Below are 12869 nucleotides of genomic sequence, written 5' to 3'. Positions count from 1 at the left end.
AAAATCGATTACGGGTAGTCGACCTTAACTAGCGAGTCGGTAACATGCGATTGCAGCGCTGCATGGAACAAGCGGTGCGAATTGACCGCCTCGTCGGGTTTCACGCATGCGAAACGGTCCCCGAGCGCCCCTGCTCTTTCCGCAAAATAGGCGGCCAGCATCTGCATGAAGCAATCGGGGAAACCCGCTTCAAAAATCCCGCCCGTTACGGTAGGAAAAGGCACCTGGAAACCCAGGTCGGTCCGCATCCAGACCTGCTCTTTCCGGCGTTCGTATAACCAAAGGGCCTTGGTATCTTTGGTGCTGTACTTCACCCCGCCCTCGGTACCGTTTACTTCTATGAACCAGGTGTTGGTCTCTCCCGGCGCAAGTCTTTTCATTTCCAGCTGCATGGGCACCTTTCCACTGGCCGTGGTTAGGGTGGTCATCAGCGTGGCGTTGTTCCAGGTGTCGCAAACCGCCCTGCCTCCTTTTCCGTCCGGACGTTCGGTTACGATTACCTGAAGCCGTGAAAACACATTTTCGGGGACCCATCCCAGGCGAAGCGGAATATGCATCACGTGCATCCCGAGATCGCCCATTACACCGATTTCACCGCAAAATTTTGATTGTCTCTTCCAATTAATCGGTTTTTCGGGGTCCATGTCACTGGAATGGAGAAAGCCGGCCCTGATGTCGAGAATCGTTCCCAATCGCCCTGATTTAATTTCCGAGATCACCCGCTGTGCGCCCGGTAAAAAAGGCATTTCGGAGCTGCATCTTACAAAACGGCCGAGCGCTTTGGCCTCATCCCTGATCCGGACCGCAGCATCAAGGTCTATTCCGAAAGGCTTTTCTGCCAGCAGATCCTTCCCGGCGCGAAGCACATCCAGGTAATATTCCAGGTGGAGATGGTGCGGCAGCGCCACATAAACCACCTCTATATCCTCCTGCTTCAGCAACTCACGGTAGTCGGTTGTGAGCAGCTCTACGGAATCAATCTGCCGGTACCAATCCAGGGCCTGCGGGTTTAGGTCGCAAACCGCCTTTAGTCTGACCGACACCGGGAAATCGTTCAGAGCGAACCAGCGCCCGAAAGCGCTGGCCACTTCCTTTCCCATAAGACCGCCGCCTATAATCCCTACGTTGACTGTTTTCATTGTTTAGGTTTGAGGTGTGAGGTGTGAGGTTTGAGGTTTGAGCCGTGAGGGGCACTAGCTCCTGATCATTCCGATTACGTCCTGCGGACGGGCGTTTTCATGGACAATTGCCATGAGTGCACGGGTCATGCCACCCGGGTCTTTGTGCTGGACCACATTCCGGCCATACACAATTCCTTTGGTCCCCTGTTGCATGAGCTGGTAGGTGCGGTCGAGCAGTTCCCGGTCCGGTGCTCTGCCGCCACCGCGTACGAGGATAGGCACATCGCCGGCGAGCTCCACTACTTTGTGGTATTCCTCCGGATCGTCGGTCGGGTCTGCTTTGATGAGATCCGCTCCCAACTCTACGGCCTGCCGGACCATCGGCGAAATCAGCTTGATATTGCCGTCTACCATATACCCGCCCGCTTCGCTGTTGGGCCTGAAAACAAGCGGCTCAATCATCAGCGGCATGGAGTAGTAGTCACAAAGCGGCTTCAGCTTCAGGATGTTCTGAATACATTGGTCGGTCACTTCGGGCGCGCCGGGTATACGGAAAAGATTGACCACCACACAGGTAGCGTCGAGCCTGAGTGCCTGCAAAACAGGCTCTTCTATCATCCTGCTGTAAAGGACGTCCGGCAGCTCGGTTCCGTATACATTCGCTACATCGGTTCTGAGCACAAGGGCCGGTTTGTCCTTTCCCGGTACTGATTGCAGGTGCCTGGCCTGGCCGACGGTTAACTGAATGGCGTCCGGATCGGCCTCTATCAGCACCTTAACAGAAGTACGGATGTCCTCAATTCCCGATAAAAAAGAATATTCACAAAAAAATCCGTGGTCTATTGCTACATCAAAACACTTGCCTGATTTCTTGTTGAACAACCGGTTCAGTCTGCTCGATTTCATGATGGTATATTGTTTCGTTTTAAAATCTTTTTTGTTGGTTCTCCGCTTTCGTTCCCGCCCTGATCAGGCGGGAACTAGGCAATGGATATTTTTACCAGGCTGCCCTCTTTCTTTTTACTGACGTCGGCCGCTGCCATAAAAGCATATATTTCCAGCGTTTCAGCTGCCGAAACAGGTGGCTGGCCTGTTTTAAAAAAGGTAAGTATCACATCTACAAGTCCCTGGTAGCCGTCGAAGCCTCCTATTTCGGCGATTCCTTCGGTACCGAACACCGTTCCCCCGAACCCGATACGGCCCGAACGCAGCCCGCGAAAAACGCCGGTACGCCCGTCCTTCCATATGCCCGTCACCAGGTCGCCCGCAGGAGAAAACGTCCGGGAGACGTATTCGCAACCTGTGCCCATAACGGTATACAGCAGTTCGACGCCATGAATACCGTCCCAAAACAGGTCTGTATGGCTTTTTTGAATGGGAGCGGGGCCATAGGTTTCTGCACCGGTCACCTTTCCTACCGTCTCACCGGCAGCAAATTGCTGTGCCCGCCTGACATACCGCAGGGGGGAAGATGTAAAAATGGGGACTTTGTATTTTTCCGCTTGCCTGAAAATAGCCTTGACATTCGCAAATGATTCAGCCATCGGCTTGTCAACGTACACGGGCTTGCCGGCTTTCAAAACGGGCATAATTTCCTTTAAATGCGGGCGTCCGTCGTTGGTAAGCAGCATTACAGCGTCCACTTCCGGCAGCATCTCCGCGATGGAATTTACAAGCCGGACCCCGTTTTTCGTGACCGACGCCGAAAACCTGGCAAGCTGTTCTTCTTTAAACTCAACGTCGGGATTCCCCGGCGGATGGTACAGAACAGTCACAAGACAGCCCTGACGCCCGTTTCCACCGGGCGTACCGTTGATAATATTGGTATAGTCGTCACTGTGAACGGACAGGCCGATCACTCCGATCCTGATGGCAGGTTTCATGTGGGTAGGGGTGAGGTTTGAGCGGTGAGGGATAAGGGCTGAGGGTTAGGGGTGAGCCGGTTTTCTCATGGCTCACCCCTAACAGCTCAGCCCTCACTTGACCCTCATAATTCCCCGCATCGTAGGTCCATGTCCGGGAAACGTACAGATAAACTGGTAGTCTCCGGGTTTTGACGGCGCTGTAAACTTGAGTACTTCGACCTGCTTCGAATCCAATAGCTTAGTGGCGTGGAGTATCTTTTTGCTGTCCGGTATCCAGGCTTTTTGCTGTCCTTTGTCGCCGAGGTCAATGGCCTGCGCCGCTACTTCGTCGGCTGCGCCAGGTTCCACAATAAGCAGATTGTGCAGCATCAGGTCCGAATTATTGAGCGTCAGCTCTACCGGTTGCCCGGCTTTTACATCAAACTGATTGACGGAAAATTTAAGCATCGCCGGCTCAATAGTCAGCTTGGCTACGGCATCTTTGGTAAGGTCAAGTATCACCTGGGGGGCTGAAGCAGGTTGCTCTGCGGTATGCCCGGCATGCGCATGCTGCGCGGCGGGGTCCGAAGCGGCCTCCGGATTTTTCCAGAAACTTTCATAGAAAGTCCGGAACTGCATTCCCACAATTTTACTGTCTGACCCGCCTACAAAATGCGTGTTGCGGTCGCTCCATGCCCAGGCAACTTTCTGGGCAGCAATCCGGGCCTGCTGTTCGGGCGCCTTCAGCATCAAACGCAGCAGTTCAGGGTTCTTCCTGTTGTGCTGCTGATACAGCCAAAGGATCTCCAACATGGGCAGAACATCTTCTTTTTTGTTGATGTCCAGCCCTTTTACCCATTTTTCGGCCGCCGCTATTACCTGGCCCGACTCACGGCCGCTCAGCTCTACCCGGACACGGTGCCGGACTTCATCTTCATTGCTTTTAAAAAGCTCGAGCAATCTCTCAATGGGCTCTCCGGCGATTTTCGCGGGAGTCAGCAGGGGCCGGTTTTTCGCGGTAACCCGGTAAATACGCCCATGCGTCTGGTCCCGGCTGGCATCCCGGAGGTTATACGGCGAATGCGTGATAACGGCATTGTGCCAGTCGCTGAAATAGAGTGCGCCATCGGGCCCCGTCAAGGCGTCGGAAGGGCGAAAGTTGGGGTCACCCTTGTAATCGGCAGTTACTACCCGCGGGCTGGCCTCGCTGTTGGGGCGGAATGCAGGGTCGTTTCCGGTATACAGGAAATTCTCAGCCTCCCGGCCGGAAATTACGCCTTCCGGCTTGTAATCTAGATAATAGCGTTTGATCCCCTGGTACCCGATTACGTTGAGCAGCATAAAGCTGTTCCAGTAATCAGCCGGAAAGTGTGAGCTGGCCAGCAAAGTATTGGCGCAGACAGGCCGGACGGTCTGTTCAAACAGTGGCCGCTTGGCGTAAACCGACACGTCGGACCGTGAGGTTACCTTGCGGTCCACGTACACCTGGAATGCTTTTCCGGTGGTGCCGTCGGTCAAGAACTGGTTCCCCCAGCGATCGAAGCTGATACCGTGCGAGTTAGGCGTGTTTTCTACCACATAGGAGAAATCCGAAGTCCGTGGGTTGAACCGGTAAAGGCCCGGCGTACCCGACTCCTCGCTTCTCCTGTAGGGGGTTTCAACATTTTCGAGGATGAAAATACCCCGCTGGTAGTAAATATTGCCATCCGGACCGTAGATCAGGTTGTTGGCCGTATGGTGCGTATCGTCAGATCCAATGCCGCCGAAAAGCCGTTCCTGGTAATCCGCAACGCCATCGCCGTCCGTATCTTTCAGATACAGCACATCGGGCGCGGAAATCACGATCACACCGTTGTTCCAAAACTCAAACCCGGTAGGATTAGAGACATAGGCAAACGTCGTCGCTTTGTCGGCCTTTCCGTCACCATCTTCGTCCGTCAGGTAGACCAGCCTGTCATTCAGCTTTTTGCCCGGCTCCCATTTCGGGTAGTCCGCCCAGGATGCCACCCAGATTCTGCCCTTGGCGTCCACCTGCATGGCCACCGGCTTGGCTATTTCGGGAAACTCTTTCTCCGATGCAAAGAGATTGACCTGCAGGTCTTTCGGTACCGTCATTTTGGATATGGCTTCTACCGGGTCCAGGTATTTGACATCCCGCGTGATGTGCGTTCCGACAATAATCGGGTCCGGCATATTGCTGTCGTCCACCTTTTTGTCCTTGCCTTTTGCCCGTGCCCAGATCAGGCGGTCGCGGTTGGCGGTCAGCGTGTCGATCATCACGAGCTCCCGGCCCAGGGTGGCCTTGTTGCCGTCCTGGCTGGACCGGGTCCCCCAAACGTCGTTCCCGCTGGTAGTCCGGTAACGCTTGAACCAATGCCAGTCCTTGTTCATAACTGCGGACCTCAGTGAATCCAGTTGGGCGCCCTGGAGCGAGCCCGTGGTTCCGAAAAGCGTTTTGGCAATGTACCCGGCGATCTGGCGGTTACCATTTTCATTCAAATGTATGCCGTTGATCGTCAGCGGGGAGGATGCTTTCGCATACATGTCTTTGCTTACCGTGAACAGGTCTACGTACGCTACCTTCTTTACTTTGGCCACCTCCGCCATGGCCTGGGAATAGGCCAGCAGCCGGCGGTTATTTTCAACGCCGTCGGGGTAGTTGGGTGACTTCAGGTTTTCATGCGCAATAGGAGAAAACATGACGATTCTCGGCGCTTTGTTCGCATCGTACTTTTGCGAGCGGGTATGATCAATCCAGGCTGCAAGCTGTTTCTTGAACAGCTCGGGATCATCCTCAAAAGATTCATTGTAGCCGAAGAAAGAGAAAATAACATTGGCCTTAATGCGGGACAAATGGCTGTCGGCGCTCCCGAAACCTTCGTGTGATCGGGGGCGGTAGTGGACCTGGTCTCCCGAATAGCCCAGGTTTCTGATCGTGAGGTCATCCTCCGGCCGGCTTGCCTGGATATAAGTTTCCATCCATCCGTCATGCTGAAAGCGTTCCGCAAGCGAATTCCCGATTACGGCAATATGGTCCCCTTTCTCCAAAACGACCTTCCTGCTTCCCGCACAACTTGAGAAAAGTGCGATCAAAACAGTCGCGACGCAAATACCTGTAAACTTCGCTCTGATACTCGTCATATTTTTCAACTTTGTCTGACCCGAAAGCCGGTAAACTAATTAATGCATTTCAATTGAGCAGGTGCCCAAACCGCTTCTCAGGAAGTTAAACTGAACATTGGGGTGGTCGGCCAATACCGACATGGGTACCGATGTATCCGGAATACGGTTCGAAATCATATAGGTCGTCAACCGTTGCCCGAAGGGGTTATCGTGCATACCGGCATGCCAGATCGATACTTTCTCGGTTTCCCAGGTTTCTTTCGGCCCTACTGTAACCGCCTGCGTCGGGATCAAAGGTACGTTTCCGCCGCAGTGCAGCCTGGAGTTCTGCTGCACCGTAATGGGATGTAAATCGAGCACGCGGGTTTCGAGCTGCTTATACTCCTCGACGGTCATGGGGCGGTCTTTGTATTCCCCTTCCCGCTTGGGCGGCTCATTGAATGCCCAGTGTTTCACATCACCCTGTCCGCCCTGCATGATCAGGCATTTCGCTTTTTTCCAGCTTTCCTTGAACTCGGCGGTATCTGCTTTCGGAAAGTGAAGGTTTTCTTCCGGCATCGCCAGATCTTTGCGGATACGGTTGTAGCACAGATCCTTGAAGGTTTTTTTGAAGGAAAGAGAGTGGGTATCAGAAACCTCTTTTCCATCCACTACCCATTCATCCATACTCCAGAAGTGGGCATGCTTCACAGAAATTCCCAATTCATTGATGATACGCGCCACGATTGGCAGTTGTTCGGTGGGACCAATCGGCCCGCAAAGTCCGACCGGGTTGCTTGCCGTGGCCTGTTGCCATACGCTGACATATTCGAGCGCCTCGGCCGCATAAAACTCTTCTACAGTATCGTAAAACACAACTTTGAAGCCGGGCCGCGACAGTTTGATCATGTCTTCCGGCGTCATCGCGGCTATTTTGTCTGTTGTCTTGGGATCAAGCTCCAATGTCGTGTAATCCCACCAGCTGGGAGCTATCGAGCTAACTTTTCTCATGAGGTCTTCAGGTTAGAAATAATAAAATAAGGTTACGGTGTATAGCTGGCATTTGCCAGATAATAATGGCCCAGCTCCCGGAGCGGGTCATAATCAGCTTCGGAGAACCCGAGATGAAAATGTTTCCGCCAGCCTTCCGCGTGCTGGAATTCGCCGGACATCACGCCGAGTTTAGACGAGAAATCCTCCATCGCAAGCAGGTAGGAGTTCATCCTCTGACTGCTTTCCAGCCATTCCTGCTGGCTTTGGTGGGCCCTTAGTGCCTCGAGCTTTTGGGCGTGGACCGAGGTAGTATCCACAAAAATCTCCGGCATCACCCGCTGCCCCAAAGGCCCTTTCAGGCCATGGGGTACCGCATGATAAACCGCGCAGTTGTAATTCCCGCCCGGCGGGTTTTCGGTGGGATAATTGGCGATCCCCCTGATAAACGCCGCAGTCACCGCAAGCCGGCTTGTGTTCATATGGTCTTCCATATAGTCCACCGGTGAATGGGTCAGCACCACATTCGGACGAACTTTCCGGATGATTTCTGCCACCTGCTTCAGCATTTCCTTTGAGTACATGATCTCAAAGTCATCGCAGATGGGCGGGTGAAACGATGCCCCTAAAATGGCGGCTGCATTTTGCGCTTCACCCAGGCGTATCGCGGTCGTCTGAGCCGCATCATAGACGGTACTTCCGCAATTCCCGGTCGACAGGTTCATGTAATGAATTTCGTAGCCGGTATCCCTGAGTCTTAACAGGGTACCGGCCATTACGAATTCTATGTCGTCGGGATGGGCAGCTATCGCCAGCGCAACATTAGCCATGGTTTACAGCCTTATGCTTTTTCCGGTAGCTGCCGATTTGTCGGCGGCAAAAATAATCTCGTGGGTCTTTATCGCCTCTTTAAGTCCCGTGAGCGGCATTTCCGTACCATTTTGTATCGATTCAAAGAAAGTATCGAACTGCAATTGGTAGGGATGATCGGCAACGTCTCCCGAATCCAGCATCTTCATTGACATTTCGCTCCATTCGTGTTTGTCGGACTTCAGTAATTCCGAGTGGATTTTATTATCGAGGATACTGCCCTGGCTTCCAAACAAATGGGTATGGAAATAGTAAGGCTGCAGGCAGTCTACACTGGCCGCGCATTTTGCTATTTTACCGCTTTTGAACTTCAGGATGGTTACACTGGTGGTGGTATATTCGTAAGGTTTGAAAATTTCGCTCTTGGTCTTGGTATCGTAGCTGGTCACTTCCTCCACATCGCTACCCATGAAGAGCAGCAAGGCGTCGAGCGCATGGCAGCCGGCGGTCAGCAGCGAGCTTCCACCCCCGGTTTTCTTGGCATTCCATTCAAACTGGCCATACCACGGTCCGATTCCGTGCAGGTAATCGATCTCGCCGTAGTGCAGCTCTCCTACCAATCCCTGGTCGATAATCGCCTTGGTGGATATAAACTGGTTCGACCAGCGGCACTCAAAACACATGCAAAATTTCACGCCTGCTTTTTTGACAGCCGCTTCTATCTCCACACAATCCTCCCACGACAACGCCATTGGTTTTTCTAGGATAATGTGCTTGCCTGCATTCGCTGCAGCTATGGTGTGCTCCTTATGCTGGTAGGTATAGCTGCAGATAGAAACCGCGTCAATTGACTTGTCGGCCAACATTGCATTTAAATCCGTGTAGGAGGTAATATCGCTTCCCCACTTTTCACTCAGCTCCTTGTCATTCTGTGGGCGCGACGAGTAAATAGCGGTTACTTTTGCTCCTTTCCCGGCATTGATCGCTGCAATATGCGCAGTAGCGACCCAGCCGTAACCAATGATTCCTACATTTAATTTTTCCATGATGAACTAATAAAGGTTATTTGGGTAATCGGTTTTTACTGGTGATTTGATTTTCGGGCCTTCGCAATGGTTTCGGCTATGTTTACTTTTTTGCCGCCATTCTTCCGGCTCTCCATCGCCGCCTCCATGAAGGCATAAATTTCTATGGTTTCCTCCGCCGGCACCGGTGGAATTTTGGTTTTAAAAAACGAAACAACCTGCACTACAAGCGAACGGTATCCGGTAAACGTATCCATTTGTACGATGCTATTCTCGGTAAAAAAGGTACCGCCGAATCCGCGCTTCCCGCTTCTGAGCCCTCTTACCGTACCGGTGCGCCGGCCGCCGGTGCGCCGGTCATCCCAGAAGCCTATAACCAGGTCTTCATTTTCCGAATGCCGGGGCTGCATCACCTCTGTACAGCCGGCGCCCATAACGGCGAACAGGGGTTCAACAGCATGAATACCATACCAGAATAGGTCAGTATGGCTTTTTTCCAACGCTGCCGGGCTGTAGGTATCTGCTCCGAGCACCTTGGATTTATCGATGGTAGCGATATTGTCCACATAGCGGAGCGCCGAAGACGTAAAAATGGGCACCTTCATTTTAGCGGCCGCATCGAAGATTTTCAAAACCCCCGCGAGATTTTCGGCCACGGGTTTGTCGACAAATACCGGCTTGCCGGCTTTCAGAGCTGGCATCACTTCATTGAAATGCGGGCGGCCATCGTTGGTCTCAATCATGACCACGTCGCAAAGTGCCAGCATTTCATTCATGGTAGGAACAATCTTCACACCAGCATCACGAATGGTCTTTTCAAAACCGGCGAGCTGCTCCTTTGTAAAATCCACATCGGGGTTGCCGGGTGGGTGGTACAACGCCACAATTTTACATCCCTGCACATCGGCCGCCTTTTGCGGGTCATTTAGTATTTGCGAAAAAGCCGCACTATGCACTGCCAGTCCTACTACACCTATCCGGATGTCCGCAGCCTGCGCTTTGCCCGGTAAAGGCAGCGCATATACCCCGGCAAGCCCGATACCTGCTCCCTGCAACGCGGTTTTCAGAAATTTTCTACGCTTAATTGATCGGGTCATAATTTTTTAGTGTTGGGGGGTGAGGTTTGAGGTATGAGGGGTGAGCATGCAGCTCATGACTCATCCCTCACAGCTCATCCCTCCCGAGTACAATCCGGAAACCGTCCCTGGAATCGGAATATGCGATGCCATGGAGGCCGAGGCGGACGGCACAGCGGGCATTGCCCGGTACGTCAAAGTAATTCCCGCCTTTGCAAACCGGCTTATAGTGTCCGTCGGTAAGGTACAATTCTTCGTGCCCACCTTTGGGGTCAAAATGGTCAAGGACAATTTCCCAGACACCGCCACACATATCCGCGATCCCGAAAGCATTTCTGCCCTTTTCCCCGAAATGGTCCACCGGTGATACGAAAGCAAACCCGTCGCTCCAGGGCGCTTTCGCCAGCGGCCATGTCTTGTTGCGGCCGGGCAGAAAGTCGATCGCGGATATATTCAGCCTTCCCTCGCCGTCGGCCAGGTCATCGCCCCACCAGAAGTAGTTGCTTTTCTGGTTGGCCCGGCAGGCATATTCCCATTCTGCTTCGGTGGGCAAGCGGTATACCATGCCTTTCGGGAGCCTGCCGGCAGCCTTTTCCTTTTTGGTAAGCCATTCACAAAAGGCTTTCCCGTCGTTCCAGCTGACGCAAACAACCGGGTATTCGTCTTTCATCGGGATCCCGAAATTGGGGTCTCGCCAGCTTTTTCCTGAGACTGAAATCCAGGGATGCGGCGGCGCCTTCGCTGTAATTTTCCAGTTGTGATCAAATACCTGCGTTTTTCCGCCCGGTTTCTCGGCATCCGAAACGTAGCCCGTTTCCTCGACAAAACGCTTGAACTGGCCTACCGATACTTCGGTCCGGCCTATCCAGTAGTCATTTTTAACACTCATGAGCCTGGGTTTCTCCCCCTCGTATGACTCCCGTTCCGTCCCGGGGGTTGCCCCGCCTTCTATCCCGGTGGCCCAGGCTTTCTCTTCCGGGGTACTTCCCATCCAGAATTTCCCGGCGGGGATTTTGACCACCTCCAAAGAAACATTTCTTCCAAGGTCGAGCTTTTTACTTTCGTTCTTCGCTGCTGATTCCAGATCCGGGTGGCGTGGTTCACGAACCGCATTGTTACTGTCTGACGGCGATGACCAGTACAGTCCGAGAAGCCCGGACAGGACGGCCAAGAGAAATCCCTGGTTCATATCGGTCAAATAGGTTGGTGTTCAGGAAAATGGAGACCAGGAAGGGACATACCTCCCTGGCCTTCACTACCGTGGCAGTTTAGTTATACCCCGGATTTTGGATAATCTTGTTATTGATATTGATCTCGTAAAGAGGGATTGGAAGCAGGGCCATTTCGGGCTTGATCGTCCCTGTCTTATCAATCGGGATGTAATGCCCACGGTACTTGCCCACCTTCTCCACCTTGAATTCGGTATAGTTATCCGGGTCGTCGGTCAGCTTCATTCCATAAAATTTGGTATTCATCACCTCCATGTAAATACCCCACCGGCGGATGTCCATGTACCGGATCAGGCGCTCTACTGCAAACTCAACCCTTCTCTCTCTCCGAACAAGCTCCCGCAGTTTGGCGACATTGGTTTCTGTAATGGGAGGCATTTTTACAGCATTTCTTCCTCTTACCGCATTGATGGTCTGGTCGAGCAGCGCTTGCGTAATCGGTTGCCCGGCCTCCAGGACAGACTCCAGGTAGCTCAAAAGAATCTCCGCGTAACGGATGTGTATAATGTCGTCACCCGAAGAGTTCTGGGCTCCAGTATAATTTTCCGTTACATATTTCTTCCACCCGTAGCCGGTGTTGCCAATCAGATTCGCCTCTCTCCCTGTGTAAGATTTGCCTCTGAAAACGGTGTAACCGGGCAGGAACAGGGTCGCATACAAGCGCGGATCGCGGTTCTCAAAGGGTTTTTTCGCATTATATAGAGGCGATTCTTCGATGGGCAGGCCGTCTTTCATGGTAAAAGCATCGACGAGCCCCTGGAAAGCGTTGTCTTCCTGGTATCCGCCGAATACTTCAGGGTGGTAGTTCAATTGATTCTGCGGATTGCCATACAGCCCCGCTACGCAATTGGTTGCCAGAACAATCTCCTTACTTGTTTCTCCCTGTTCTTCAAACAGCTCTTTAAAACGCGGGTCGATTACGTGCGCATTGAGGTCAATCGCCTCTTTGTACGTAACGGCCGCATCGGCCCATTTCTTGTTGATCATCTGAAGGCGACCTTTTACGGCAAGTGCTGCGGCTTTCAAAATACGCCCACGCTCACTGTCAGGTCTGGTGGCCGGCAAACCCTTCGCTGCTTCCGTCAGCTCGGTCAGGCAGAAATTTACCACTTCGTCGTAAGTGTTGCGCGTCTGTGTATTCGCTTCGGCAACGGTAAGCACTTTCGTTACCAAAGGTACGCCACCGTATAGCACCGACATCATAAAGTACTCGTAAGCGCGTAGAAAGCGGGCCTCAGCAGAAAACTGGGCAATTTTTGCAGCGTCGGCCCCGGCCACTTTGTTCACGTTTTCAAGGAAATAATTCACCTTAAAAATCGTGGTATAGGCCCTTTGCCAGATACTTTGCACCACCTGTCCGTCGCCCGGATTCAGATAGCCGCTGTAAATCACACCCACGTTGCCATGCTTATACCCGGAGTCATCGGTGGCGCCCGCCATAATGAGCAGCTCGTTGTTATAGCCATTATTTCCTACATTTCCACCCCGGTAGATACCGGTCAATGCGAGCATCGCGTCCTTTTCTGACTTCCAGAACGACGTTTCAGACAGCTGGGCAAGGGGTTGTTCATCCAGCCAGGTTTCCGAACAGCCTGGCAATACCAACGCCAGTCCCGCCAACAGCAGCCCCCGGAGGCATATATTTTTATACTTTCTCATGATTCCAACAGAT

The 12869-nt window shown here is 52.8% G+C and carries 10 protein-coding genes; all 10 read right to left on the bottom strand.

Translation table 11 applies throughout. From position 1 onward, the window contains the following. Positions 1-8: 8 nt before the first annotated feature. Positions 9-1139: a Gfo/Idh/MocA family protein gene (locus ABD852_RS20195; protein WP_345032216.1), complete on the bottom strand. Its 1131-nt coding sequence runs from the start codon at positions 1137-1139 to the stop codon at positions 9-11. Positions 1140-1193: 54 nt separating this feature from the next. Continuing rightward, positions 1194-2027 (bottom strand): class I fructose-bisphosphate aldolase, encoded by an 834-nt coding sequence (locus ABD852_RS20190; RefSeq protein ID WP_345032214.1) that lies wholly within the window; start codon positions 2025-2027, stop codon positions 1194-1196. A 74-nt stretch (positions 2028-2101) separates the two neighbouring features. Continuing rightward, the gene (locus tag ABD852_RS20185) at positions 2102-3004 is read right to left on the bottom strand and encodes a Gfo/Idh/MocA family protein (protein ID WP_345032212.1); all 903 of its coding nucleotides are present in this window, start codon (positions 3002-3004) and stop codon (positions 2102-2104) included. Positions 3005-3097: 93 nt separating this feature from the next. After that, positions 3098-6106 carry a PVC-type heme-binding CxxCH protein gene (locus ABD852_RS20180; protein ID WP_345032209.1) on the bottom strand — a complete coding sequence of 1003 codons (3009 nt, stop codon included), beginning with the start codon at positions 6104-6106 and terminating at the stop codon, positions 3098-3100. A 39-nt stretch (positions 6107-6145) separates the two neighbouring features. Further along, complete coding sequence (locus ABD852_RS20175) at positions 6146-7078, bottom strand: sugar phosphate isomerase family (protein WP_345032208.1); 933 nt, start codon at positions 7076-7078, stop codon at positions 6146-6148. 32 nt (positions 7079-7110) lie between these two features. Beyond that, positions 7111-7887 (bottom strand): PIG-L deacetylase family protein, encoded by a 777-nt coding sequence (locus ABD852_RS20170; protein WP_345032205.1) that lies wholly within the window; start codon positions 7885-7887, stop codon positions 7111-7113. Between the two features lie 3 nt (positions 7888-7890). Then, positions 7891-8913, bottom strand: a complete 1023-nt coding sequence (locus ABD852_RS20165; RefSeq protein ID WP_345032202.1) for a Gfo/Idh/MocA family protein — start codon at positions 8911-8913, stop codon at positions 7891-7893. A 35-nt stretch (positions 8914-8948) separates the two neighbouring features. Next, a complete protein-coding gene (locus tag ABD852_RS20160; protein ID WP_345032200.1) occupies positions 8949-9989 on the bottom strand; it encodes a Gfo/Idh/MocA family protein in 1041 nt (346 codons plus the stop codon). A 67-nt stretch (positions 9990-10056) separates the two neighbouring features. Continuing rightward, entirely contained in the window at positions 10057-11157 is a 1101-nt protein-coding gene (locus ABD852_RS20155; RefSeq protein WP_345032199.1) for a formylglycine-generating enzyme family protein, read from the bottom strand. Positions 11158-11236: 79 nt separating this feature from the next. Then, entirely contained in the window at positions 11237-12856 is a 1620-nt protein-coding gene (locus ABD852_RS20150) for a RagB/SusD family nutrient uptake outer membrane protein (protein ID WP_345032197.1), read from the bottom strand. Positions 12857-12869: the final 13 nt, after the last annotated feature.

Source organism: Ravibacter arvi, assembly GCF_039540405.1.
In the GTDB taxonomy this organism is placed as follows: Bacteria; Bacteroidota; Bacteroidia; order Cytophagales; family Spirosomataceae; genus Ravibacter; species Ravibacter arvi.
This window is presented reverse-complemented; position numbering and strand designations above follow the sequence as displayed.

Excerpts from the sequence above, each read along its gene's own strand:
- ABD852_RS20195 (WP_345032216.1), bottom strand. The coding sequence starts at position 1,139 with ATGAAAACAGTCAACGTAGGGATTATAGGCGGCGGTCTTATGGGAAAG.
- ABD852_RS20190 (WP_345032214.1), bottom strand. The coding sequence starts at position 2,027 with ATGAAATCGAGCAGACTGAACCGGTTGTTCAACAAGAAATCAGGCAAG.
- ABD852_RS20185 (WP_345032212.1), bottom strand. The coding sequence starts at position 3,004 with ATGAAACCTGCCATCAGGATCGGAGTGATCGGCCTGTCCGTTCACAGT.
- ABD852_RS20180 (WP_345032209.1), bottom strand. The coding sequence starts at position 6,106 with ATGACGAGTATCAGAGCGAAGTTTACAGGTATTTGCGTCGCGACTGTT.
- ABD852_RS20175 (WP_345032208.1), bottom strand. The coding sequence starts at position 7,078 with ATGAGAAAAGTTAGCTCGATAGCTCCCAGCTGGTGGGATTACACGACA.
- ABD852_RS20170 (WP_345032205.1), bottom strand. The coding sequence starts at position 7,887 with ATGGCTAATGTTGCGCTGGCGATAGCTGCCCATCCCGACGACATAGAA.
- ABD852_RS20165 (WP_345032202.1), bottom strand. The coding sequence starts at position 8,913 with ATGGAAAAATTAAATGTAGGAATCATTGGTTACGGCTGGGTCGCTACT.
- ABD852_RS20160 (WP_345032200.1), bottom strand. The coding sequence starts at position 9,989 with ATGACCCGATCAATTAAGCGTAGAAAATTTCTGAAAACCGCGTTGCAG.
- ABD852_RS20155 (WP_345032199.1), bottom strand. The coding sequence starts at position 11,157 with ATGAACCAGGGATTTCTCTTGGCCGTCCTGTCCGGGCTTCTCGGACTG.
- ABD852_RS20150 (WP_345032197.1), bottom strand. The coding sequence starts at position 12,856 with ATGAGAAAGTATAAAAATATATGCCTCCGGGGGCTGCTGTTGGCGGGA.